Below are 24,227 nucleotides of genomic sequence, written 5' to 3'. Positions count from 1 at the left end.
ACACAAAACCGCTGCGCACTTTTGCTGGAATTGCCCTAAGCCGCCGTCTGGGGCTGTGCCGCCGGGGCGACGTAGGGAAGCGGGTCGATGCCGAGCAGGAAGTTGATCTGCGGGCGTGACTTGACCAGATCGTCGATCGAATATTGTGAGAGCACATCGAAGAAGGCGTTCAACGCCTTACGCAAGGCCGTGTTCAGGCCGCAGCTATCGACCAGCGGGCAATCCACTTCGCCGGCATCGAAACATTCCGCCATCGAGAAGCTGTCTTCCGTTACCTTGACGACATCGAACAACGTGATCTGCGAAGCGGGCTTGGGCAGGCGCACGCCGCCATTCCGACCGCGAACCGTTTCCACGAGGCCGGCCTTGTTCAGCGGCTGGAGAATCTTGAACAGAAACAGTTCGGACACACCGTAGGCCTTGGCGATTTCCGGAATGCGGCTCAAATGCCCTTCGTTTGCAGCACAATACATCAGGATGCGAACGGCATAATTGGTCTGCTTGGTCAGGCGCATTCTTCACTCCGATGCTCGGACGCAGGCGAATCCCAGATCGCCACTCCCTGTCTTGGCTCTATATAGAACGCCTGCCAGTTTGGAACAATTCCAAAAAGAAGAAATGTCGAGAAAGATGCTCATGAAAAAGGGTCCCTTGCGGGACCCTTCTTGAAGACGCCGGACAGGCTGCGTCCTACTTCATCGTCGGCATGACGAATTCGGCGCCGTCCTTGATGCCGGAGGGCCAGCGGCTGGTGATGGTCTTGGTGCGCGTCCAGAACTTGATCGAGTCCGTGCCGTGCTGGTTGAGGTCGCCGAAGGACGAGGACTTCCAGCCGCCGAAGGAGTGGTAGGCGAGCGGAACGGGGATCGGAACGTTGACGCCGACCATGCCGATATTGATGCGCGAGGCGAAGTCGCGGGCCGCATCGCCATCGCGGGTATAGATCGCGACGCCATTGCCGTATTCGTGCTTCATCGGCAGATCGAGCGCTTCTTCATAGGTCTTGGCCCGGACGACGGAGAGGACGGGGCCGAAGATCTCGGTCTTGTAGATGTCCATATCCGGCGTGACGTTGTCGAACAGGCAGCCGCCGACGAAATAACCGTCCTCATAACCCTGCAGCTTGAAGCCGCGGCCATCGACCACGAGATCGGCACCGGCCTCCACGCCCTTGTCGATCAGGTCGAGAATGCGGTCGCGCGCTTCCTTGGTGACAACGGGGCCGAGGTCGGCCTTTTCGTCGGTATAGGGGCCGATGCGCAAGCTCTCGACCATGGGCGTCAGCTTCTCAATCAGCTTGTTGGCGGTTTCCTCGCCAACGGGGACGGCCACGGAGATCGCCATGCAGCGCTCGCCGGCCGAGCCGTAGCCGGCGCCCATCAGGGCGTTTGCAGCCTGGTCGAGATCGGCATCCGGCATGATGATCATGTGGTTCTTGGCGCCGCCGAAGCACTGGGCGCGCTTGCCGTTCATGGCCGCGGTGCCATAGACGTAGCGGGCAATCGGCGTGGAACCGACGAAGGAGACGGCGGAAATGTCGGGATGCGTCAGGATCGCATCGACCGCGCCCTTGTCGCCGTTCACGACGTTGAGAATGCCGGCAGGCAGGCCTGCCTCGATCATCAGTTCGGCAAGGCGGATCGGCACGGAGGGGTCGCGCTCGGAGGGCTTCAGGATGAAGGCGTTGCCGCAGGCGATGGCCGGGGCGAACATCCACATGGGGATCATGCCCGGGAAGTTGAACGGCGTGATGCCGGCGCCGATGCCGACGGGCTGGCGGATCGAATACATATCGATATTCGGGCCGGCGCCTTCGGTGAACTCGCTCTTCGACAGATGCGGGATGCCGATCACGAATTCGCAGACTTCCAGGCCGCGGACGATATCGCCCTTGGCGTCGTCGATGGTCTTGCCATGTTCGCGCGAGAGGGTTTCGGCAAGGCTATCCATGTTGTCGTTCAGAAGCTGGACGAACTTCATGAAGACGCGGGCACGGCGCTGCGGATTGGTGGCAGCCCATTTCGGCTGAGCCGCCTTGGCGTTCTCGACGGCTGCCGCCAGCTCAGCGTCGCTGGCCAGCGCCACCGTACCCTGCACTTCGCCCGTTGCCGGGTTGAAAATGTTGCTCGTGCGTCCGCTGGTGCCGGCAACCGTCTTGCCGCCGATGAAATGACCGATCTCGTACATGGCTGTCTCCTCCAGATTGTCGTTGCTGTTGGCGAGACGATCGCACTACAGTCTACACAAATCAACATGCGAAATTCAGGAACGGTTGTGCAGAAATCGACATATGAAAGGCTGACGTCATGAACTGGGACGATGTGCGGATGTTTCTCGCGGTCGCCCGTAGCGGGCAGATCCTCTCGGCGTCGAAACGGGTCGGCGTCAACCACGCCACGCTTTCGCGGCGGGTGACGGCGCTGGAGGAAGCCTTGAAGACGCGGCTGCTCGTGCGGCGGACGAATGGCTGCGAACTCACGGCGGAGGGGGAAGTTTTCTTTCACGCGGCGGAAAGAATGGAAACGGAGATGCTGGCGGCGCAGGCGCATGTCGGCCGGGTCGATACGGCTGTTGCCGGCACCGTGCGCATCGGCGCGCCGGACGGTTTCGGCGTCTCGTTTCTGGCGCCGCGACTGGGGGCGCTGACGGCCCGCTTTCCCGCGTTGCGCATTCAGCTGGTGCCGGTGCCGCGCTCCTTCTCGCTGTCGCAGCGCGAGGCGGATATCGCCATCACCCTTGAACGACCGGAGCAAGGTCGGCTCGTCTCGTCCAAACTCACCGATTATACGCTCGGCATCTATGCGTCGGACGCCTATCTGCGCGAGAACGGCACACCCGACAGTATCGAGGCGCTGAAACGTCATCGGCGGATCGGCTATGTCGAGGATCTTCTCTGGACCGCTTCGCTCGATTTTACCGGCGAGGTGATGCGCAACTGGGATGCGGGCTTCGAGATTTCCAGCGCGACAGGGCAGACGGAGGCGGTGCGGTCGGGTGCCGGCATCGGCATCCTGCACAATTACATCGCGCGGCAGCATGGCGAGCTATGCCGTATCCTGCCCGATGCGACGATCCGGCGGGCATACTGGACGACCTATCACGAGAGTGCGCGGGATCTGCTGCGCGTGCGGACCGTGGTCGATTTCCTGCAGGAACTCGTCGCTGCGGAGCATGCGATCTTCGTCTGAGAATTGGGAGATCAGCTTGTAAGGACGATCGGGAGCATCATGGCAATTCCGACCTTGCCGGCCGGAATTGCCAGATTAACTGCGCACGTCATGCACTTCATCCACCATTGTTTTCGAGTTGCGCGTCATGCGCCTCGGTTCTCCATCGAACATGACAACTTTACGGTTGGAAACGTGAACGGGATCTTAACGAGGGTCCTGTCCGGCATGCGGGGCGGCGATAAAGGTTAATACGCCTTTAACGCGGCGATGCGATCTCTGGGGAGAGCGCCCGCCGTTTCATCCGGGTTCTACGCCGAAAGTTCTCTCATCACCTGCCGGAAGCGAGCCGAAATTCGGTCGCGCGCACGGTGGCGCCCTGATGTCACCTGTCGCTTGCCGGCGACCCAGACACTGTCCGGCCGGGTGCCGTTGGCAAACAGCCAGGCATCGAAAACGGCATCGTGGCGCGCGCCGCTGTCGGGCATCGACAGCGAAATGATATCAGCCGGAGCACCCGCCGCCAGACCGAGCGGCGAAGCCGCATCGGCGCCAAGGGCAACGGCTCCGCCGGCAAGGGCCGCATCGAACAAAGCGCGCCCGGTCGATTGTCCGGCTGAGGCCATGACGTTGCGCGAGCGGTGCAGGAGGCGCTGGGAATATTCGAGCTGGCGCAACTCGTCGGGCAGGCCGATCAGGATGTTGCTGTCCGAGCCGATGCCGAAGCGGCCGCCGGCCGCACCGAAGACGGGGGCATTGAACGTGCCGTCACCGAGATTGGCCTCGGTGATCGGGCAGAGGCCGGCAATGGCGCCGCTCGCCGCCATGCGCACCGTCTCGTCTTCGGTCATGTGCGTCGCATGGATGAGGCACCAGCGTGGATCAAGCCCGACATGATCGAGGAGCCATTCGACCGGGCGGGCGCCGGACCAGGCGATGCAGTCCTCGACTTCCTTCATCTGTTCGGCGACATGGATATGGATCGGCCCCTGCGCGGCCATGCCGGCGACCGCAGATACCTCCGCCGGCGTTGCCGCGCGCAGGCTGTGCGGGGCCACGCCGACGCGCGACGACGGCAGGCCGGCCACGGCCGTGCGGCACCCCTCCAGCAGGCGGGCGAAACTGTCGAGCGTATTGATGAAACGCCGCTGGCCTTCGCTTGGCGCGGCACCGCCGAAGGTGGAATGGGCGTAGAACACCGGCAGGAGCGTCAGGCCGATTCCCGTTTCGGAAGCGGCAGCGGCGATGCGCACCGCCATCTCGGCAATATCGGCATAGGGGCTGCCGTCGATCGCGTGGTGCAGGTAGTGAAACTCGCCGACGCGGGAGAAGCCCTGCTCGATCATTTCCATATAGAGTTGAGCTGCCACGGCCTGCACCTGCTCGGGCGTCATGGACAGCGCGAAGCGATACATGACGGTGCGCCAGCTCCAGAAGCTGTCGGCGCCGGGGCCGCGCACTTCGGCGAGCCCCGCCATGCCGCGCTGGAAGGCATGACTGTGGAGATTGGGCATGCCGGGAACGAGGATCGCGTGACGTTCATCGCCGGCTTTCGGCGCTGCATCGACCTCCACGGATGCGATGCGCCCGCTGGTGAACGAGAGGCGCACATCGTCATGCCAGCCGTCCGGCAGAAGCGCCGATGTGGCGAAGATCGTCTCCGTCTTTCCTGTCATCTGCTCCATTACCGCCTGGCGTTCCATCGTCCTGCTCCCGATCCCGGCCGCGCCGCAGCTTCAGAATGAGGCTTGCGCTCCGTTATCATTTGTATATACATAATGACGAGCGAAGGAAAGGCGGGAAAAGCGATGTCTTCCATGAAGTCCCTATCGGCAGCGCCGGGCGTCCCGGCCTGCTACACGCTCTGGCACAACGCCCAGCTTGCCACGCTCGACCCTGCTCTGCCCGGCCTCGGCCTGATCGAACGGGGTGCCATCGCCGTTTCGGACGGACGCATCGTCTTTGCCGGGCCGGAAGCGGACCTTCCCTTTTCACGCAAGGCTGCCGGCCATGTCGTGGACTGCGGCGGACGGCTGATCACGCCGGGACTGATCGATTGCCATACGCACCTTGTCCATGCCGGCGACCGGGCGAACGAATTCGAGATGCGGCTGGCTGGCGCCACCTATGAAGAGGTCGCACGGGCCGGCGGCGGCATCGTTTCCTCCGTGCGGTCGCTGCGGGCGGCCAGCGAAGAGGATCTCGTCGCGCAGTCCCTGCCCCGCCTCGATGCGCTGATGGCAGAGGGCGTGACGACCGTCGAGATCAAGTCGGGCTATGGGCTGGACCTTGCCCATGAGCAGAAGACGCTGCGCGCCGCGCGCCGGCTCGGCGCGCTTCGCGACGTCACCGTGCGCACCACCTTTCTCGGCGCCCATGCCCTGCCGCCGGAGTTCAAGGGCGACAGCGCGGGCTATATCGCCAAGGTGGCCGACGAGATGCTGCCGGCCCTTGCCGCGGATGGCCTTGCCGATGCGGTGGACGGGTTCTGCGAGGGCATCGCCTTTTCACCGGACGAGATGCGGCGCGTGTTCGATGCGGCAAAGGCCCATGGCCTGCCGGTCAAGCTGCATGCGGATCAGCTCTCCAACCTGCATGGCGCGGCGCTGGCTGCCGAATATGGCGCGCTGTCGGCCGATCATCTGGAATATACCGATGCTGCGGGGGCGCAGGCGATGGCGGCGAGCGGCACCGTGGCAGTCATCCTCCCCGGCGCTTTCTACTTCATCCGCGAGACGAAGAAGCCGCCGATCGATCTCTTCCGGCAGGCCGGCGTCGCCATGGCGATCGCGACCGACAACAATCCCGGCACATCGCCGCTGACCTCCCTGCTTCTCACCATGAACATGGCCGCGACGCTGTTCGGCCTGACGGTGACGGAGTGCGTGGCCGGCGTGACGCGGGAAGCGGCACGGGCGCTGGGGCTCGTCGACGAGGTGGGAACGCTGGAGGTTGGCAAGCGGGCCGATCTCGCCATCTGGTCGGTCGCCCGCCCCGCCGAACTCGTCTACCGCATGGGGTTCAACCCGCTCTATGCTCGCATCTACAACGGACATTGATGGCGCGGGCTCTGCCCCGCCGGACTTTTAGGACCTCGCCATGACGCTTGTTCTACAGCCGGGCTCCGTGCCCCTTTCCACGCTTGAAGCGCTTTACTGGACCGGCGAGCCCGCCCGGCTGGATCCTTCCTTCGATGCCGGCATCGAAAAGGCGGCGGCGCGCATCGCCGAGATCGCCGGTGGCAATGCCCCGGTCTACGGCATCAATACCGGCTTCGGAAAACTGGCCAGCATCCGCATCGACGCTGCCGATGTCGCGACGCTTCAGCGCAACCTCATCCTGTCGCATTGCTGCGGCGTCGGCGAACCGCTGGCCGAGAACATCGTCCGGCTGATCATGGCGCTGAAGCTCGTTTCGCTCGGCCGCGGCGCCTCCGGCGTGCGGCTGGCGCTGGTGCGGCTGATCGAGGCCATGCTGGAGACGGGCGTCATTCCCGTCATTCCCGAAAAAGGCTCCGTCGGCGCATCCGGCGACCTCGCGCCGCTCGCCCATATGGCCGCCGTGATGATGGGCGAAGGCGAGGCCTTCTTCGAGGGCGAACGGCTCGACGGGCGCACAGCTCTGGAACGGGCCGGTCTTACCCCCGTGGTTCTCGCGGCCAAGGAAGGGCTGGCGCTGATCAACGGCACGCAGGTGTCGACAGCGCTCGCGCTCGCAGGCCTCTTCCGCGCTCACCGCGCCGCGCAATCGGCGCTCGTCACCGGCGCGCTTTCGACGGATGCAGCCATGGGCTCCTCGGCACCGTTCCATCCCGATATCCACACCCTGCGCGGCCATCGGGGCCAGATCGATGCGGCAGCGGCGCTGCGCGGCCTGCTTGCGGGCTCGGTGATCCGCGAAAGCCATATCGAAGGCGACGAGCGGGTGCAGGACCCCTACTGCATCCGCTGCCAGCCGCAGGTGGACGGCGCCTGCCTCGACCTGTTGCGCTCCGTCGCGCGCACGCTGGAAATCGAAGCCAACGCCGTCACCGACAATCCGCTGGTGCTTTCCGATAATTCCGTCGTGTCGGGCGGCAACTTCCATGCCGAGCCCGTGGCGTTCGCCGCCGACCAGATCGCGCTCGCAGTCTGCGAGATCGGGGCCATCGCCCAGCGGCGCATCGCGCTTCTGGTCGATCCCGCCCTTTCCTACGGCCTGCCCGCCTTCCTCGCGAAAACGCCGGGGCTGAACTCCGGGCTGATGATCGCCGAGGTGACGTCGGCGGCGCTGATGAGCGAGAACAAGCAGATGTCGCATCCGGCCTCCGTCGATTCGACGCCGACCTCCGCCAATCAGGAAGACCATGTGTCCATGGCCTGCCATGGCGCGCGCCGGCTCTTACAGATGACCGAAAACCTCTTCTCCATCATCGGCATCGAGGCGCTGACGGCGGCGCAGGGCATCGATTTCCGTGCACCGCTGGTCTCCAGCCCGGAGCTGTCCAACGTCATCGCCACGATCCGCACCGTCGTTCCCACGCTCGAAACCGACCGCTACATGGCGACAGACCTCAAGGCCGCGCGCGATATCGTCGCCGACGGCCGGTTGAACGCCGCGGTCTCCCACGGCATCCTGCCGGTTCTGGAGGTCTGACATGCCCGTTTTCGAGATCACACAGGGTACCTCCCCTGTTATCCTCGCCTTCCCGCACACGGGAACGGACGTCCCGGCCGACATCGCGGCCCGGCTGAACGACAATGGCCGCGTTCTCGCCGACACCGACTGGCACATCCATACGCTTTATGACGGGCTGCTAGCCGATGTGACCACCGTGCGCGCCACCTTCCACCGTTACGTGATCGACGCCAATCGCGATCCGGACGGCGGAAGCCTCTATCCCGGTCAGAACACGACGGGACTGGTGCCGGAAACCGATTTCGACGGCGCGCCGATCTGGAAGCAAGGTGCTGCGCCGACGGCCGAGGACATCGCGGCGCGTCTGCACGCTTTTCACCAGCCCTATCATGCGGCCCTTGCCGCCGAGATCGCGCGGGTGAAGGCGCTGCATGGCGTGGCCATCCTGTATGATTGCCATTCGATCCGCTCGCACATCCCTTTTCTGTTTCCAGGCAAGTTGCCGGACTTCAACATCGGCACGGACGGTGGACGGACCTGCGCGCCCGAGATCGAGGCGGCCGCCGTTACGGTCGCAAGACAGGCCGCCGGCTATGACAGCGTGCTCAACGGCCGCTTCAAGGGCGGCTGGACCACGCGGCATTACGGCCGGCCGGATGAGGGCATGCACGCCATCCAGATGGAGCTGGCGCAGTCCACGCATCTCGCCACCGAAGCGCCGCCCTTTGCCTTTGATCCTGAAAAGGCCGAGCCGCTTCGCTGCCACCTCAAGGACATACTGGAGCGCATCGCAAAGATCGCGCCCATGCTCTCACACGCATAGAAGGGGAAACCGATGACCAACCCGCGCCACAATATCCGCGACGTCAGAGCCGCTCGCGGCACCGAGCTGACCGCGAAATCCTGGATGACCGAAGCGCCGCTGCGCATGCTGATGAACAATCTCGACCCCGAGGTCGCCGAGAACCCGCACGAGCTGGTGGTCTATGGCGGCATCGGCCGGGCGGCCCGCACCTGGGCCGATTTCGACAAGATCGTCGCCTCGTTGCGGGATCTGGAAGAAGACGAGACGCTGATGGTGCAGTCCGGCAAGCCGGTCGGCATCTTCCGCACGCACAAGGACGCGCCACGCGTGCTGATCGCCAACTCCAACCTCGTTCCGCATTGGGCGACGTGGGATCACTTCAACGAGCTCGATAAAAAGGGGCTGGCCATGTACGGCCAGATGACCGCGGGCTCATGGATCTACATCGGCAGCCAGGGCATCGTGCAGGGTACCTACGAGACCTTCGTGGAAGCCGGGCGTCAGCACTACGACGGGAACCTTACGGGCCGCTGGGTGCTGACCGGCGGGCTCGGCGGCATGGGCGGCGCGCAGCCGCTTGCCGCCGTCATGGCCGGTGCCTGCTGCCTGGCCGTCGAGTGCAACCCCGACAGCATCGATTTCCGCATCCGCACCCGCTATGTCGATGCGCGCGCCGAGACGCTGGACGAGGCGATGGAGATGATCGAACGCTGGACGGCTGCCGGCGAGGCGAAATCCGTCGGCCTGCTCGGCAATGCGGCCGATATCCTCCCCGAAATGGTCCGTCGCGGCATCCGCCCCGACATGGTCACCGATCAGACCTCCGCCCACGATCCCATCAACGGCTATCTGCCGAAGGGCTGGACGATGGCCGAATGGCGCCAGAAGCGCGAAAGCGATCCGAAGGCCGTGGAAAAGGCCGCCCGCGCCTCGATGCGGGACCATGTTGAGGCCATGCTCGCCTTCCAGCAGGCTGGCATTCCCACCTTCGACTACGGCAACAATATCCGTCAGGTGGCGAAGGACGAGGGGCTGGAGAACGCCTTCGACTTCCCGGGCTTCGTGCCGGCCTACATCCGCCCGCTGTTCTGCCGGGGCATCGGCCCGTTTCGCTGGGCGGCCCTTTCCGGCGATCCGGAGGACATCCGCAAGACGGATGCGAAGGTCAAGGAATTGCTGCCCGACAACAAGCACCTGCACAACTGGCTGGACATGGCCGGCGAGCGCATCGCCTTTCAGGGCTTGCCGGCGCGCATCTGCTGGGTGGGCCTCGGCGATCGCCACCGGCTCGGCCTCGCCTTCAACGAGATGGTGCGCACCGGCGAGCTTTCGGCACCGATCGTGATTGGCCGCGACCATCTCGACAGCGGCTCCGTCGCCTCGCCGAACCGCGAGACCGAAGCCATGAAGGACGGCTCCGACGCCGTCTCGGACTGGCCGCTGCTGAACGCGCTGCTCAACACCGCCTCGGGCGCGACCTGGGTCTCGCTGCATCATGGCGGCGGCGTCGGCATGGGCTTCTCCCAGCATTCGGGCGTCGTCATCTGCTGCGACGGCTCCGAGGACGCCGACCGGCGCATCGAGCGGGTGCTGTGGAACGACCCGGCCACCGGCGTCATGCGCCATGCGGATGCCGGCTACGACATCGCCCTCGATTGCGCCCGCGACAAGGGCCTGCGCCTGCCGGGCATTCTCGGCAACTGACACCAATGAGCGGCAGGCGCACGCGCCTGCCGCTGTTCTCGGCTCGGTCCCGGAGACACCTCATGACAGTCTTTCGCAACAGCGACCACCGCCGCATGCCGTGGAAGAATGGCAGCGGCGAGACGGTGGAGATTGCGGTCTTTCCACCAGACGCTTCCATGGAGAATTTCGGCTGGCGGATCAGCATGGCTTCGGTTGCGACAGATGGGCCGTTCTCGGTCTTTTCCGGCGTAGACCGAACGCTGTCGATCCTTGAAGGTCATGGGATGACACTGGAAATATCAGGTCGGGCGCCGGTGACGCTGACGGCGCAGGACGCGCCTTATGCGTTTCCTGCCGATGCCGCGACGGAAGCCCGGCTTGTCGATGGCGCGATCACCGATCTCAACGTGATGACACGCCGCAGGGTTTTCCTCCATGCCGTCGAGCGCCGGGTGATCCATGGTGTGACGGCGGTAAAGAAGCACGGGGGAACGCTGATGCTGCTCGCCCTCGGCGATGTCAAGGCGGGCTCGATGCGGCTCGGGCGTCTCGACGCGATGCTCATCGATGGCGACGTGACGCTGGAAGCGGGCGAGGACGTGACCGTCTATCTGATCCGGATCGATCCGGCATAAGCCGTGTCTACGACCTCAGCAACATTCCGGCTTTCGGCGCCAAGCTCACAGAATCGGATTTTCGAGATCCGCGCTCGGGCCTTTCGCCGCGATGAAGCGCTCCATGGCGGCAAACGAAAAAGCATCGATCGGCAGGCGCGTGCCGCCGTCGAGGGCGAGGTCCGCGAGGATTTCGCCGACGACGCTCGTGAACTTGAAGCCGTGGCCGGAACAGGGCGATGCCACGACGATGCGGGGGTCGGACGGCAGGAGGTCGATCAGGAAATCCTCGCTCGGCAACATGGTATAGCGGCAGGTCGTCGCGCGCACGCGCATACCCGCCGCCATCGGCAGGCGGTGGCGGACGAAGGCGTCGAGCAGATCCGTATCGCGCGCGTTGACCGGCGGATTGGGCGCATGCGGGTCGATCGGCTCCATGAAGTGCGCGTGACGCCCGACCTTGATGCCATCGACGCCGATGGCCGGAAAGCCGAAATACGAACCCTCATCGCCCTCGTCGCGGATGAAGGCCGGCATGCGCTGCGGCGTGGCGATGAAGCCATCCGTCGGCTGATACCACGCGACCACCTGCTTGATCGGCATGGCCTTGCCGGCAAGCTCCGGCACGAGGTCGGCGATCCAGGACCCGGTGGCGACGATCACCTTGCCGGCGCTATAGCGGCCCGTGGCGGTTTTGATCGAGATGCCATCGGCCTCGGGGCGGATCGCGGTGACCTTTTCTCCGAAATGCAGCACCGCGCCATCGGTCGCGGCGAGCTTCACATAGCCCATGACGGCAGCTTCCGGGCGCAGATATCCGCCCTGCGGATCGAGCACGGCGATCTCGTCGTCATCGATCGCGAACGCGGGATAGCGCAAGCGCAGGGCCTTGGCGTCGATCATCTCCGAGGCCAGCCCGTGCATCTCGCTGCTCTTGCGCGTGCCGCTGACGATCTTGCTGTCCGGCAGGCCGATCTGCAGAACACCTGTGATGGTGAGGATATCCTCGCGCAGACGGCTCTCCATCGCCCGCCAGTTGGCATAGGCGCGTTGCAGCAGCGGCACATAGGATGGATCCTCGAAATAGCCGAGGCGAATGAGGCGGCTGTCGCCATGGGAGGAGCCGAGGCCATGGGCGGAAAAATGCGCATCGAACCCGATGACCGACACGCCGCGCGCGGCAAGATGCGCTGCCGCCGCGCTGCCCATGGCACCGAGACCGAGAATGGCGACATCGAAGCGGGCGGTCATGGAGCATCCTTCTGGTGGTCGGGGCCGTCTCCACGGCACCCGGCAGACACGGGATAAACCATATCGGGCCGCGCCGCGCGAGAGGGAAATTGCCGACGTCTATCCGGCCTGCCCGCGAAACGCCGGGCCTTGGGAAACGGGATGGTCGATCACCGGGATCTGCGGCATTGCGGCTTGCGAGAACGAGGCGAAGTCGAAGGCCGGCAGGGGGCCTGCGGTCATGAGGGTGAAATCGAACGAGGATTTCCGGTCCGGACCCAGCACATATTGCCGGTGCACGCGCAGGAAATCGAGCTTGATGCGCTTGTAGCGCTCCGCGGAAAGAATGTGCTTCAGCCGGATCGTCACGATGCGGGCCGGCGGTGCATCCTCATGGCCGCACAGCGCCACCACGGGTGCCTTATAGAAATGGATGGAGTCCGTCAGGCACTGAACTTCCAGCCAGTTGATACCGGTCGCGCGCGCCAGAAGCCCGACGCGGGCGCGCAGACGGGTGGCGGGTCGCAGCAGAGCGCATTGCAGGATGGCCCCGCCCAGCGTGACGAACACGATGCGGCGGCCCTGCATCAAATCCGGCTCACGCTCCAAGAGAGCGCCGACGACATGGGCGGCGATGGTGGAGCCCATGCTGTGGGACGTCACGAGCACCTCGTCGCAGCCGGTGTCCCGGGCCGCGATGAGGACCTCTCGCGCGGCCTCGACGGCGGTCTCCAGCCAGAGATTGATCTCCGGCCGATCGAGCGCCGCCATGGCGACGGCAAGCTCCCAGTCGGCAAAGAGGTGCAGGGTATGCAAGCGTTCGGCCTGCGGTATCCACACAAACCGGAAGAGCGCAACGGCGGCCGGCGTGCTCCAGAGCAGGTTCCAGACAGGCAACCCGAGGAGAAGGGGCGCGAGCGCCGCGCCGAGGGCGGCGAGAAACGCGAGCGCGACCAGCAGGAATGGGAAGATGAAGAAGAGGCCGAAGCGCCAGGCATGGCGGAAATAGCCGATCAGCCCGCCGTGTCGGACCACCCGTCCGGCACTCGCATAACCGGCCATCAGACGGCGGTGGAGCGGCTTGCCCGCAAGAAGCGCGACCAGTCGATGATGGTCGAAGATATGGATGCGGCTTTCCGTCTGGTGGCCTTGGCCCGTAGCCGTGACGTCGAAGCTGGGAACGCCTGCACTGTCCTTGAGCGAACCGACATGGAAGTACAGGCCCCAGACCTGCGTGCTCTGCACGGCCGTTCGTGCAAAACGCACGAGGTGCGCGGGGGCATCCAGCGGCTCGAAGCCCGGAAAATGCAGGACGATCCGCTTGTGGACGGTAGATGCGTCGCCATCTGTCATGGACGTAGTTTCCTGTTCCCTGTCTGCTTTTCCGGCCTGCTTTTCCGGGCCTGCTTTTTCGGGCATGGCTTTTACGGATGCAGGGATACGCGACCGCCTTGATTGTTCCGGCGCGCGGCATGATCCCCCAGCCGATGCAGAGGCCGAGCAGCCGGGTTGCAGCGGAATGCGACGCATTCCGCCGAAACCGACGTTACGACATTTGCATCCCCTGTCCTTCAGACTTGTTCTTGACAAGGGCTGATGCATATCCGTGTCCGGACGCTCCATGCATCAGCCTGGAGGGTTTGGCAATCCTGCCGCGTCCGCAGAGGGCGATGTTCGGTTGCCGTTCATGTTCGAGAGCGCAGAGAGCATGACGACGTCTCTCTGGTGCTCTGGGCGGCGACGTGTATCGTGATTTTGGCGCTTGTCGTTTTGCAGATTGCCCCCTTGAAAGGTTGACCCCATGCGTGCCGTCCTATCGGTTCTTCTTCTCTCTTCCACCGCCCTCCTCGCCGGCTGCGTCGATGATGGTGCGCGCTACGATAGCGGGCCTCGCTATTCGGCAAGCGGCGTCTACATCCGGGAATCGAGATCCGACACCTACCGCGTGCCCGTTTACACAGAGCGCGACCGCCGATCCCGCTACGATCGCGACAACCGTTACGACCGCGACGACCGTGCGCGGGACGACCGGCGCGACCGCTATAGCGACGACCGCCGCGTGCGCCGCGAACAGGCCGACCGGGATGCCGGCGACAACGGCTGAGAGCGGCGGTGCAAAATTAGACCACGGTAGCGGCGGGATTGTCCCGCTTCGGGCGGCGTAAAAGTCGGCCACCTATTTCTCTTCTGCAATGAGCGCAGGAGGGCCTGGGGATCTATACCGTGGAATTATATCTGAAGGTTCGACTGGCTTGCTCGGAAGGCATGAGCCGGCGTCAGGCTGCAAAGCATTTCAACATATCGCGCGACAGCGTTTCCAAGATGCTGTCCTATTCGACGCCACCTGGCTATCAGCGACAATCACCGATCCGGCGGCCCAAGCTGGATGCGTTTGTCTCGACGATCGATCACTGGCTGGACGAAGACAGACAAGTGCCGCGCAAGCAGCGCCATACGGCCAAGCGGGTGTTTGACCGGCTTCGAGACGAATGCGGGTTCACTGGCGGCTATACGATCATCAAGGATTACATGCGCGAGCGGGATCAGCGCCGCCAGGAAGTGTTCGTGCCGCTGTCGCATCCGCCCGGCCATGCGCAGGCCGATTTCGGTGAGGCGATGGTGGTCATCGGCGGTGTCGAGCAGAAGGCGCATTTCTTCGTGCTCGACCTTCCGCACAGCGACGGCTGCTACGTGCGGGCCTATCCGGCGGCAGTGGCCGAGGCCTGGGTCGATGGCCATGTCCATGCGTTCGCTTTCTTCGGCGCCGTGCCGCAATCGATCGTCTACGACAACGACCGTTGCCTGGTGGCGAAGATTTTGCCTGACGGCACCCGCAAGCGCGCGACGTTGTTCAGCGGCTTCCTGTCCCACTACCTTATCCGGGATCGCTATGGCCGTCCCGGCAAGGGCAACGACAAGGGGAACGTCGAGGGTCTCGTCGGCTATGCCCGGCGCAACTTCATGGTACCGATCCCGCAGTTTGCGACATGGGAGGCGTTCAACACCTTTCTGGAGGAGCAGTGCCGGAAGCGCCAGCGCGACAGGCTGCGCGGCGAGAGCGAGACGATCGGCGAGCGCTTGCGGCGCGATCTGGCTGCCATGCGCGCCTTGCCAGCCTCGCCATTTGATGCCTGCGACCAGGCAAGTGCCAAGGTGACGGCGCAGTCGCTGGTGCGCTACAAGACCAACGACTATTCCGTCCCGGTCGCCTATGGCCATCAGGATGTGTGGGTGCGCGGCTATGTCAACGAAGTGGTCATTGGTGGCCGTGGCGAGATCATCGCCCGCCATCCTCGGTGCTGGGAACGGGAAGACGTCGTCTTCGATCCTGTCCATTACCTGCCGCTGATCGAGCAGAAGATCAATTCGCTGGATCAGGCAGCGCCCCTCCAGGGCTGGGACTTGCCGCAAGAGTTCGCTACGCTGCGCCGGTTGATGGAAGGCCGCATGGCCAAACACGGCCGGCGTGAGTACGTGCAGGTCCTCCGCCTGCTGGAGAGCTTCGAACTCGCCGATCTGCATGCGGCGGTGAAGCAGGCGATCCAGCTTGGCGCCATTGGCTTTGACGCCGTCAAGCATCTGATCCTGTGCCGGGTGGAACGCCGGCCGCCCAGACTGGACCTGTCCATCTACCCGTATTTGCCGAGGGCGACGGTCGAGACGACATCGGCGAAGGCGTATATGCGTCTCCTGTCGTCGGATGCGGGAGAAGTCGCATGAACACCCAAGCACCCGAGATCCTTCTCACCCATTATCTCAAAACCCTGAAGCTGCCGAGTTTCCAGCGCGAGTACCAGAAGCTGGCCCGGCTGTGCGCCACCGAAGGCGTCGATCATGTCGGATACCTCACCCGGCTTGCCGAGCGGGAGATGATCGAACGGGACCGTCGCAAGGTCGAGCGTCGCATCAAGGCGGCCAGGTTCCCGGTCGTCAAAAGCCTCGACAGTTTCGACTTCGCCGCCATCCCAAAGCTGAACAGGATGCAGGTGCTGGAACTGGCGCGCTGCGAATGGATCGAGCGCAGGGAGAACGTTATCGCTCTCGGCCCCAGCGGCACGGGCAAGACCCATGTGGCGCTCGGCCTCGGCCTGGCCGCCTGCCAGAAGGGCCTGTCCGTTGGGTTCACGACAGCGGCCGCACTGGTCAGCGAGATGATGGAGGCGCGCGACGAGCGGCGTCTCATCCGGTTCCAGAAGCAGATGGCCGCCTACCAGCTGTTGATCATCGATGAACTGGGCTTCGTGCCGCTGTCAAAGACCGGCGCGGAATTGCTGTTCGAGCTGATCTCGCAACGATACGAGCGAGGCGCGACCCTGATCACCAGCAACCTTCCTTTTGACGAATGGACGGAAACCTTGGGGTCCGAGCGCCTGACCGGCGCTTTGCTCGACCGCATCACCCATCACGTCAGCATCCTCGAGATGAACGGCGACAGCTATCGTCTCGCCCAAAGCCGCGCCCGAAAGGCCGGCTGACGCCCTTCGAAAATCGCAACGCGCGCATGAGACCCCCGCTCGGGCCTAAGCCCTCCCGGCGGTCTCATGCGCGCGCCACAAGTGGCCGACTTTTGCGCCGCCGCGTGGCAGGATTTTACTCCGCCGTTGACACTGCGCTCAATTCCATCGTGAAGACATTTATGAAGTCATGGATATCGACAACCGCTATGTCCCGCCCAAACGGAGAAAGGAACCGGATCATCTCAGCCGGTTCAGCAAGATCATCGTCACCATTCACGTTCGATGCGATGATGGTGTATTTACGCAAATGAGCGAGGTCCATTTTCTTCCGAAAATCACCAACACGATTCTTCCAGTCGGGTCTGACGGTGACTTCGTACGCCCGGATCAGGTCCCCGTTCAGCACTTCCTCGATATCGCCCGCAGTTGTATCGAAACGATCGGATGCATGAACATGGTGCGTTCTAATCTCGTACCCGTATCGTTGACGATGAACGAACAGCAAAGCCGCGATAAGGAATTGTTGAATGTTTCCTTCGGAAGGTATCCCAATCAGCGAATAGAACAGCTGGCGGGCACGCGCATACGTCAAAACATCGTCTGTAACGGGTGGCAACGGAGGAACCACTTTACGACTTTCCGCAAAACGTGCGGCCATGTAGTTGGCACAGGCAACACGATCCGTCGGGTCAAGTCCGGCAAGAACCCGCGCAAATGCGTCAAACCGACGGTCGTTCTGAAGCCTGGAATTAACGACGTTCCCTTTCCACCCCAGGTTTTCACCAAAGGCGGTTATCGCGTTATGCAGCGTAATATCCCTGAGACCCAACTGGGTTGCCAACCGCTTGTCACCGTACTGGCCACGGATGCCAGTCGGTATCGAATTGCAATCCCATTCGGGATCGATGGTCGAATAGAATACGAGAAAAAGCGATGCCAGCCGGACGCTGTTAGAACCATGTCCAAGCTGGCCGTCCATTGATGCACGAGCCGAAGGGGACGGCAAAGTCTGCAACTTCAAGCCTTCAATGAAGCCATCTATGCGAGCGAGAACCTCGTCTACGGCGCGTTCAACCAGCAAATTGCGAGGCATCACGATACCGCTAGCAATGGAAGGGAAAACTGGCGTTGGTGACTGTGGCTAGACACGCCTATTCTGCCCTCCAGTTGACCGCGAAGTGCAACCCCGAGGGCATGTCCCAACATCGGCGGCACCGCGTCGCCAACTTGCGTGTACTGAGACGACCGTGAACCCGCGAACCACATGTCTTGAGGAAAGGTCTGGATGAGCGCGGATTCCTCCAGCGTCATCCGCCGAGCCCCAGGAACGGCACCATCGCGCGGTGCTCCGCCAGCCATTAAGTGGGCGGAATAATCTGGCGCGATATCCATGGTATCCACCCAATGCGTCTTGTAACCTCCTGCCGATGCCAACAAAGTATGGCAAGGCTTGTCCAAGTCGATTGGGCGGCCACCTCCATTATAGACATGACCAGCGTATGGGCTGCGGCGTGGATCAGGATATTTCGCGTATATCACGGGGCAATCTGGTGGCTCTCCGAGCGGCGCAACCTTGCTGATAATTTCACCTGAAGCAACATGCGGCAGATGACCGTTAGGTCCATGTGTCGGCTCCGGAAAAGAATATGATCCATTTCGCATACCAACGATGATCAGGCGACGTCGACTTTGAGGAACCCCATAATCGGCGGCAGAAACAACTTGGCACGATACGTTGAAGCCGAGGTCCTCGAATCCGCCCAGCAATTCAGCAAGGTACTCCTGACGCCCTCTTGTAGCTAACCCCGGAACATTTTCAGCTAGAAATGCTGCTGGACGAACCTCTTTCAGCACGCGCATGAACTCTGGGAACATGTTCCGGGCATCAGCGGTGCCTTTGCGCAGCCCCCCAGTGGAGAATGGCTGGCAGGGAGGGCCACCGAAGACAATGTCAACCACTCCCCGGTAGCGCTCGAAAGAGATGCTCCTTATGTCCGAACGAAAATGTTCGGCAGAAGGCGTGTGTGCATCATACGTGGCAATGGCGTCTTTGTTTTTTTCCACGCATGCAATTGGTTCGATCCCTGCGCGTTTCATGCCGAGGGACAGACCGCCTGGACCAGAAAATAGATCAAGTGCTTTCATACGGAAGAGATGCAACGCTCTTCCGACATTGGCAAGATGACTCAATACCACACACACACGATTTCATCCGCGATAAATCAGCGAATGTTCCAGACGTGTTCCGCAAACTCTCGAATTCACAAGCTCGAGCAAAACCACACGATGGCCGCTCTGTAACTCATTAAAATCATTGTGGAAAAATGGTACGGTTGGGGGGTCTCGAACCTCCGACCTCAGGTGCCACAAACCTGCGCTCTAACCAACTGAGCTACAACCGCACGAACAAGCATGTCGCTTGGTCGCGTCATTACGGCCATGGGTTCGGTTTGGCAAGTCCGAACTTCGATTTTTGGCCAAAAAACCGGGCGGTTTCCCGTCCGGTTCCGGATTTACAGAGCTTTTCCGGCGGCAGGATCAGGCGCGCGGGATGCTGGACATGGCCTTTTCGGCGGCGTCCTTGGTCGGCTTGACCAGGTTTTCGGCGACCTTGCGGGTGGTCTCCTGCATGCCGCGAGCCTGTTCCATGGCCAGCTCGGCCTGCTTGCGGATGAAGGCCGTCTGAAGTTCGAAGACCTCGGACAGGGATTTGCAGGCAATCAGCGCTTCCATGTGGGACAGCGAGGTTTCGGCATTGGTGCGCAGTGCGTCGATTGCCTTCAGGCTCAGTTCGACCGTGCCGGACTGGGCGCTCTCGACCGTGGCTTCGATGGTCTTGCCGGCCTCTTCGGCGGCCGTCTTCATCTTCGCATAGGCTTCACGCGATTGCGTCGCGCCCTTCTCGGCAAAGTCGCGGAAGGTTTCGGTGACCTTGTTCGGGTCGAAATTCGAAATGGAAAAGATGTCCTGAGTCATCGGAGTGTCCTGGTTGGCATCGGCTCATAGCGGAGGATTTCGGGTTCTCACCATCTTTTACGATACTCCATGGTGCACTGCAACATATTTTTGCACTGCACCATGTGCCGTTTCGTTACATTAACCTTGCGTTAGGAAAGAGGGCGGTTTTCACTGCGAAAACGATGCTCAAGCTGGACCCTTTCGGGGGTCACGGATATTAATAGTCTATTAACGCATCCGGAGACCCGAGACCTCCGCCAGAGCCGGATAGAAGAATGCCCGTGAAATCCTACCCCTTCATCGACATTGCCGTTCATGAACGTGTGCGGGATCATTTCGCGCGCGGCGATGCGGCCATTCTGTTTGCGCCGGATCTGTCACGGGTGCTCTGGTCGAATGGCGAGGGTGCGGCTCTCTTCGGGCTGGGCTCGATCTATGATTTTCTGGATGGGGGGCCGAGCGCTGCAAGCGTCGCCTTTCGCCAGCTGCAATCGACAGCGCGCCAGTTGCGCGAGCCGGGGGAGACGCGCCGCTTTCTGATGCGCATGTCCGCCGGGTTTCAGAGCGTGACCGTGAATGCCGAGCTTGCACTGATCGACGTGCGTGCCGGCGAACGGGCGATCCTCTTCACCGCCCCGCGCCTTGCGCCGTCGCGTGCCGGCCGCCCCGTCCCGGTGGCGGACATGGCCGCGCGGATGATTTCAGGTTTCGACGATCCGGATACGCACATGGCGGTGCTCGATGGTGCGGGGGCCGTGCTCGCCTCGTCGCCGCAGTTTCAGGCGCTCGGCATGACGCAGCAGACGCTGCTGTCGCTGGTCGAAGCCGTCGGTCGCGATAGCGACTGGCTGCTGAAGCGGCCCGTACTGACAGGCAAGGGAACGCTGCCAGCGGCCATCGGCAAGGTTTCGGCCGATCCGGCGCTGCACCTGCTTTTCGCCGTCGAGACGATTCTCGGGCATATGGATGCGACGAGCGACGTCAGCGTGCCAGTGGAAGCTGCCATTGTCGCGGATCCGCCGGCGAGCGCTGAAGCCGCCAATCTGGACGTGCCGGACGCTGTTGTTATCGCTGATGTCGAGGCGCGCGACAGCCATGTAGAGGCTAAAGACGTCGCGACCGATGTTCTCGAGCCGAACGATGGCGTAGATGCGGCGGCTGACGATTCGTTGAGCGACATCGAGCACGATGATGAGGAGATCGTCACGGCGGCGGCGGACGACGAGGCGCTGGATCTGGTCGAGGACACCCCCGTGGCGGCCGAGCCTGTGGACGGGCTGCCCATCGCCGATGAGACCGCTGACATCGACATGACGGACGTGGACGCGAATGTCCCGGCTACGGACGTTCACAATGGCCTTACCGATGTCGTTGAGGAGGCTGCGCCAGTCGGCGCGGACGTCGAGGAAACCTTTTCCGAGTTTATCGACACCGCAGGCGACGACGTCGCCGTGTCCGATGACCTGACCGCGACGACCTATGCCGAGGGCGATTCTAGCGGCGGTGACGATGTCGCTGTTGCCGAGCCCGCGGCTTTCGCCTTCGACCCCGCCATGCGGTCCATCCGGTTCGTCTGGAAGATCGGGGCGGACGGGCGTTTCAGCGAGATTTCGCGCGAGTTCGCGCTGGCGGTCGGCCCGCAGGCCGCCGATGTTTTGGGGCAGAGCTTTGCCGATCTCGCCGCGCGCTTCGCGCTCGATCCCGATGGAACCATCGTGGAGCTGTTGAACCGGCGCGACACATGGTCGGGCAAGACGGTGCTGTGGCCGGTCGAAGGCGAAGCGCTGTGCGTTCCGGTCGATCTCGCCGCTTTGCCGACCTACTCGCGCAACCGGGAATTCGACGGCTTCCGCGGCTTCGGCATCGTACGGGTGTCCGACGCGGTTGCGGACCCGTCGGCGCGTGGGCTCCATCTTGCCGGTCTGCCGACCGCCGCGGATGATGTCGAGCCGGCGCAGGACGCGGAGGTTCTCGGCGAGCCTTTGGACGAGGCCCCTGCCCTGCCGGACGAGGACTTTGCCTCCGATGCGCAACGCGAGACGCTGGAGGATGACGGCTCGTTCTTCGTTGCAGCGGATGAGGACGTGTCCTTGTCGGATGAGGCGGGCACAACCGATACCATTCAAGATGACCTCACTCCCCTTGACGATGGCCTTGAGGATGGCCTTCCGCGCGATCCCTTCATGGGCGAGCGTCCGGCGCTGAAGCTGGTGGAGACGCCATCGCGGCGCCATTCTGACAAAATCGTTCCCATAGACGGTGCCCGCCCGACGAGCACCGAGACGCTGACGCGAAGCGAACAGGCGGCCTTTCGGGAGATTGCGCGTCAGTTGACGACGACCTTCGGCAAGCGCACGGGGCCGGCAGGATCACCGGTCGAAGGCGAGGCGGATGCCGGCGAAGAGGCTGCGGCGGACCCGGCGACAGATGTAGAGGTCGGTCAGAACGATGTGCAGGCCGAGGACGCGATAACAGAAGAAGCGATCGCCAGCGCGATTGACGAGGTTAAGGCATCTCAAGACAGCACCGGAGACGGAGACGAGATCGTGGCGGCGAATGCTGATGCCGCCGCTACGCCCGAACCCGGGCATGCTGATGAGGACGAGCCCGCTGACATCGTTGCTGCCGAGGACGTTGCGGATGCCGACGATCATCGGCCAGCCGCAGACGCTGAAGACGATGCTGCGTTAACTGTGGATGACGAGACGCCAGCGGCGGAAGCCACCGGCATACCCGCTGGCGAGGTTCTCGAACCTGTGGCCGCCGGCGAGCTTGGAGCCGACGAGGCTGGCGACAAGGATGTCGCGCTGAGCCCGGCGATGATCGATCGCCTGGAGAGCGCGGTGCTGATCCATAGCGGCGACGAACTCTATCATGCGAATGCTGCCTTTCTCGAGTTGACCGGCTACTACACGCTGCAGGATCTGCGTGTGGAGGGCGGCATCGACGCTCTGTTCGTCGGCGAAGACGAAGGTATTCTCGATGTGCCCCCGGGCGCGATGATGATGATCCGCAATGACGGCCGGCTGGTGCCGGTGACGGCGCGGCTGCAGGCCATTCCGTTTGACGACAAGGGCGTGGCACTGATGATGTCGCTGGTTCTGGTCGAGACACCGCCGGCCGATGCCCTACCCGTTGAGGACGAGGGGCTGCCCGAAGGCGAGCGCGTCGCGGATATCGCCGAAAGCCATGCGGACGCGCTGGAAACGGTGGAGGCAGGTTCGTCGTCGATTGCGGATCAGGCTGCAATCGCCGAAGCCGAGGCGCGGGTGGAAGCACTTCGGATCGAGACTGAAGAGCTTCGTGCGATTCTCGAAACGGCAACGGACGGCGTCGTGGTGATGGGTGCTGACGGCGATATCCGGTCGCTGAACCGCTCCGCCAATGCGCTGTTCAACTATAATGATGCCGATGTAATCGGTAAACCGTTTGCCACCCTGTTTGCGCATGAGAGCCAGCGCGCGGTCATGGATTATCTCGCAGGTCTTGCCGGCCACGGGGTTGCCAGCGTGCTCAACGACGGACGCGAGGTGATCGGCCGGGAAGCGTCCGGCGGCTTCATTCCGCTGTTCATGACCATGGGTCGCCTGTCCTCCTCCAGCGGCTATTGCGCCGTCATTCGCGATATCACGCAGTGGAAGCGCACGGAGGAAGAACTGCGCAGCGCCAAGCGGGCGGCGGAAACGGCGAACGCACACAAGACCGATTTTCTGGCGCGTGTCAGCCATGAGATCCGCACGCCGCTCAACGCCATCATCGGCTTTTCCGACATGATGGCGAGCGAGCATTTCGGGCCGATCGGCAGTGCGCGCTATATCGAATATGCCAGCGATATCGGCCGGTCCGGTCGCCATGTGCTGGATATCGTCAACGATCTCCTCGACATATCGAAGATCGAAGCCGGCGAAATGGAACTGGACTTTGCTGCCGTCGAGATCAACGAGGCGGTTTCGGAAGCCGTTTCGCTGGTGCAGCCGCAGGCCAATGCGCAACGCGTCATCATCCGCACGTCGCTATCGACCTCGGTTCCCAGCGTGGTTGCCGACAACCGGTCGATCAAGCAGATCGCGCTGAACATCCTTGCCAATGCCATTCGCTTCACCCCGGCCGGCGGGCAGATCGTGGTCTCCACCGCTTATGAAGCCAATGGCAGCGTCATGCTGCGCATCCGCGACACCGGCGTCGGCATGACGCGAACCGAGCTTGAACAGGCCATGAAACCTTTCCGGCAGGTGACGACCGGTACGCGCATGCGTGGCGAGGGTACCGGGCTGGGCTTGCCGCTGACGAAGGCGATGGCCGAAGCCAACCGCGCACTGTTCGCCATCAACTCGGCGCCGAACGAGGGCACGCTGGTGGAAATCACGTTCCCGTCGCAGCGGGTTCTGGCCAACTGATTGCTCTCGCAGAAACCGCGGTTCGAAAGGGAGGCAGCCACAGGGCTGCCTCAAGTTGAGTGTTTTCGAACACAATCAATCGACATCATGTCGGAGCTCCGGCTTTGCCGGCGCAAGGTCTGTCATGGACCTGCGAGAACCCAACCATGGCGGTGCGGACGATAAGGAAGACTTAACAATCGCTCCCTGCAATCTTGTCGTTGAAAGACACGATGCAACCTCTATGGCAGACTTTCCGGCGGAAAGCGCATGTTTCCGGCCGTCGTTATTTATTAGATAGCTTACATCACAACGGG

General features: G+C 62.9%; 18 protein-coding genes and 1 tRNA gene. 10 read left to right on the top strand and 9 right to left on the bottom strand.

Annotation, left to right across the window (positions count from 1 at the left end; all coding sequences use genetic code 11):
• Positions 1-35: 35 nt before the first annotated feature.
• Positions 36-515, bottom strand: a complete 480-nt coding sequence (rirA, locus tag GA0004734_RS06600; RefSeq protein WP_092932256.1) for an iron-responsive transcriptional regulator RirA — start codon at positions 513-515, stop codon at positions 36-38.
• A gap of 175 nt (positions 516-690) precedes the next feature.
• Positions 691-2,187 carry a CoA-acylating methylmalonate-semialdehyde dehydrogenase gene (locus GA0004734_RS06595; RefSeq protein WP_092932254.1) on the bottom strand — a complete coding sequence of 499 codons (1,497 nt, stop codon included), beginning with the start codon at positions 2,185-2,187 and terminating at the stop codon, positions 691-693.
• Between the two features lie 119 nt (positions 2,188-2,306).
• Between GA0004734_RS06595 and GA0004734_RS06590 the strand changes: the two genes are divergently transcribed.
• Positions 2,307-3,188: a LysR family transcriptional regulator gene (locus GA0004734_RS06590; protein WP_092932252.1), complete on the top strand. Its 882-nt coding sequence runs from the start codon at positions 2,307-2,309 to the stop codon at positions 3,186-3,188.
• 290 nt (positions 3,189-3,478) lie between these two features.
• On the opposite strand, the gene GA0004734_RS06585 is transcribed toward GA0004734_RS06590, so the two are convergent.
• Positions 3,479-4,843, bottom strand: coding sequence for a formimidoylglutamate deiminase (locus GA0004734_RS06585; protein WP_092935995.1), 1,365 nt, complete (start codon positions 4,841-4,843; stop codon positions 3,479-3,481).
• 141 nt (positions 4,844-4,984) lie between these two features.
• On the opposite strand from GA0004734_RS06585, the gene hutI reads away from it, so the two are divergent.
• From hutI to GA0004734_RS06560, 5 genes are all read left to right on the top strand, one after another.
• Positions 4,985-6,226 carry an imidazolonepropionase gene (hutI, locus tag GA0004734_RS06580; protein ID WP_092935993.1) on the top strand — a complete coding sequence of 414 codons (1,242 nt, stop codon included), beginning with the start codon at positions 4,985-4,987 and terminating at the stop codon, positions 6,224-6,226.
• 40 nt (positions 6,227-6,266) lie between these two features.
• On the top strand, positions 6,267-7,802 hold the full coding sequence (hutH, locus tag GA0004734_RS06575) for a histidine ammonia-lyase (RefSeq protein ID WP_092932250.1): 1,536 nt from the start codon (positions 6,267-6,269) through the stop codon (positions 7,800-7,802).
• A 1-nt stretch (position 7,803) separates the two neighbouring features.
• Positions 7,804-8,607 (top strand): N-formylglutamate deformylase, encoded by an 804-nt coding sequence (gene hutG, locus GA0004734_RS06570; protein WP_092932248.1) that lies wholly within the window; start codon positions 7,804-7,806, stop codon positions 8,605-8,607.
• A gap of 12 nt (positions 8,608-8,619) precedes the next feature.
• Complete coding sequence (gene hutU / locus GA0004734_RS06565; protein ID WP_092932246.1) at positions 8,620-10,293, top strand: urocanate hydratase; 1,674 nt, start codon at positions 8,620-8,622, stop codon at positions 10,291-10,293.
• A 62-nt stretch (positions 10,294-10,355) separates the two neighbouring features.
• Positions 10,356-10,910, top strand: a complete 555-nt coding sequence (locus GA0004734_RS06560) for a HutD/Ves family protein (protein ID WP_092932244.1) — start codon at positions 10,356-10,358, stop codon at positions 10,908-10,910.
• A 45-nt stretch (positions 10,911-10,955) separates the two neighbouring features.
• Here the strand turns inward: GA0004734_RS06560 and solA are convergent, their stop codons facing one another.
• Both solA and GA0004734_RS06550 read right to left on the bottom strand, forming a co-directional pair.
• Positions 10,956-12,140, bottom strand: a complete 1,185-nt coding sequence (gene solA, locus GA0004734_RS06555; RefSeq protein WP_092932242.1) for an N-methyl-L-tryptophan oxidase — start codon at positions 12,138-12,140, stop codon at positions 10,956-10,958.
• A 99-nt stretch (positions 12,141-12,239) separates the two neighbouring features.
• A complete protein-coding gene (locus GA0004734_RS06550; RefSeq protein ID WP_092932240.1) occupies positions 12,240-13,472 on the bottom strand; it encodes a hypothetical protein in 1,233 nt (410 codons plus the stop codon).
• Positions 13,473-13,920: 448 nt separating this feature from the next.
• Between GA0004734_RS06550 and GA0004734_RS06545 the strand changes: the two genes are divergently transcribed.
• The 3 genes from GA0004734_RS06545 to istB all read left to right on the top strand — a co-directional run bounded on the left by GA0004734_RS06545 (position 13,921) and on the right by istB (position 16,594).
• Positions 13,921-14,223 carry a hypothetical protein gene (locus tag GA0004734_RS06545; protein WP_092932238.1) on the top strand — a complete coding sequence of 101 codons (303 nt, stop codon included), beginning with the start codon at positions 13,921-13,923 and terminating at the stop codon, positions 14,221-14,223.
• A 119-nt stretch (positions 14,224-14,342) separates the two neighbouring features.
• Positions 14,343-15,839, top strand: coding sequence for an IS21 family transposase (istA, locus tag GA0004734_RS06540; protein ID WP_139056207.1), 1,497 nt, complete (start codon positions 14,343-14,345; stop codon positions 15,837-15,839).
• The gene (gene istB / locus GA0004734_RS06535) at positions 15,836-16,594 is read left to right on the top strand and encodes an IS21-like element helper ATPase IstB (RefSeq protein WP_092930036.1); all 759 of its coding nucleotides are present in this window, start codon (positions 15,836-15,838) and stop codon (positions 16,592-16,594) included. The genes istA and istB overlap by 4 nt, the downstream gene beginning before the upstream one ends.
• A 115-nt stretch (positions 16,595-16,709) precedes the next feature.
• Here the strand turns inward: istB and GA0004734_RS06530 are convergent, their stop codons facing one another.
• From GA0004734_RS06530 to GA0004734_RS06515, 4 genes are all read right to left on the bottom strand, one after another.
• Positions 16,710-17,672 carry a hypothetical protein gene (locus GA0004734_RS06530; protein WP_139056240.1) on the bottom strand — a complete coding sequence of 321 codons (963 nt, stop codon included), beginning with the start codon at positions 17,670-17,672 and terminating at the stop codon, positions 16,710-16,712.
• On the bottom strand, positions 17,669-18,736 hold the full coding sequence (locus GA0004734_RS06525) for a DNA cytosine methyltransferase (RefSeq protein ID WP_210173746.1): 1,068 nt from the start codon (positions 18,734-18,736) through the stop codon (positions 17,669-17,671). Before GA0004734_RS06525 ends, GA0004734_RS06530 begins: the two co-directional genes overlap by 4 nt.
• A 165-nt stretch (positions 18,737-18,901) precedes the next feature.
• Positions 18,902-18,978, bottom strand: a tRNA-His gene (locus GA0004734_RS06520).
• 136 nt (positions 18,979-19,114) lie between these two features.
• On the bottom strand, positions 19,115-19,552 hold the full coding sequence (locus GA0004734_RS06515) for a phasin (protein ID WP_092932232.1): 438 nt from the start codon (positions 19,550-19,552) through the stop codon (positions 19,115-19,117).
• Between the two features lie 257 nt (positions 19,553-19,809).
• Between GA0004734_RS06515 and GA0004734_RS06510 the strand changes: the two genes are divergently transcribed.
• Positions 19,810-23,931 carry a sensor histidine kinase gene (locus GA0004734_RS06510; RefSeq protein ID WP_092932230.1) on the top strand — a complete coding sequence of 1,374 codons (4,122 nt, stop codon included), beginning with the start codon at positions 19,810-19,812 and terminating at the stop codon, positions 23,929-23,931.
• Positions 23,932-24,227: the final 296 nt, after the last annotated feature.

Origin of the sequence: Rhizobium sp. 9140 (genome assembly GCF_900067135.1) — a bacterium.
Taxonomy (GTDB): Bacteria; Pseudomonadota; Alphaproteobacteria; order Rhizobiales; family Rhizobiaceae; genus Ferranicluibacter.
This window is presented reverse-complemented; position numbering and strand designations above follow the sequence as displayed.

Bases quoted from the DNA above. Each gene is read 5' to 3' on its own strand.
- GA0004734_RS06515 (WP_092932232.1), bottom strand. From the start codon at position 19,552: ATGACTCAGGACATCTTTTCCATTTCGAATTTCGACCCGAACAAGGTC.
- GA0004734_RS06585 (WP_092935995.1), bottom strand. From the start codon at position 4,843: ATGACAGGAAAGACGGAGACGATCTTCGCCACATCGGCGCTTCTGCCG.
- hutG (WP_092932248.1), top strand. From the start codon at position 7,804: ATGCCCGTTTTCGAGATCACACAGGGTACCTCCCCTGTTATCCTCGCC.
- GA0004734_RS06560 (WP_092932244.1), top strand. From the start codon at position 10,356: ATGACAGTCTTTCGCAACAGCGACCACCGCCGCATGCCGTGGAAGAAT.
- GA0004734_RS06595 (WP_092932254.1), bottom strand. From the start codon at position 2,187: ATGTACGAGATCGGTCATTTCATCGGCGGCAAGACGGTTGCCGGCACC.
- GA0004734_RS06590 (WP_092932252.1), top strand. From the start codon at position 2,307: ATGAACTGGGACGATGTGCGGATGTTTCTCGCGGTCGCCCGTAGCGGG.
- solA (WP_092932242.1), bottom strand. From the start codon at position 12,140: ATGACCGCCCGCTTCGATGTCGCCATTCTCGGTCTCGGTGCCATGGGC.
- hutH (WP_092932250.1), top strand. From the start codon at position 6,267: ATGACGCTTGTTCTACAGCCGGGCTCCGTGCCCCTTTCCACGCTTGAA.
- hutI (WP_092935993.1), top strand. From the start codon at position 4,985: ATGAAGTCCCTATCGGCAGCGCCGGGCGTCCCGGCCTGCTACACGCTC.
- GA0004734_RS06545 (WP_092932238.1), top strand. From the start codon at position 13,921: ATGCGTGCCGTCCTATCGGTTCTTCTTCTCTCTTCCACCGCCCTCCTC.
- istB (WP_092930036.1), top strand. From the start codon at position 15,836: ATGAACACCCAAGCACCCGAGATCCTTCTCACCCATTATCTCAAAACC.
- GA0004734_RS06510 (WP_092932230.1), top strand. From the start codon at position 19,810: ATGCCCGTGAAATCCTACCCCTTCATCGACATTGCCGTTCATGAACGT.
- hutU (WP_092932246.1), top strand. From the start codon at position 8,620: ATGACCAACCCGCGCCACAATATCCGCGACGTCAGAGCCGCTCGCGGC.
- rirA (WP_092932256.1), bottom strand. From the start codon at position 515: ATGCGCCTGACCAAGCAGACCAATTATGCCGTTCGCATCCTGATGTAT.
- GA0004734_RS06550 (WP_092932240.1), bottom strand. From the start codon at position 13,472: ATGACAGATGGCGACGCATCTACCGTCCACAAGCGGATCGTCCTGCAT.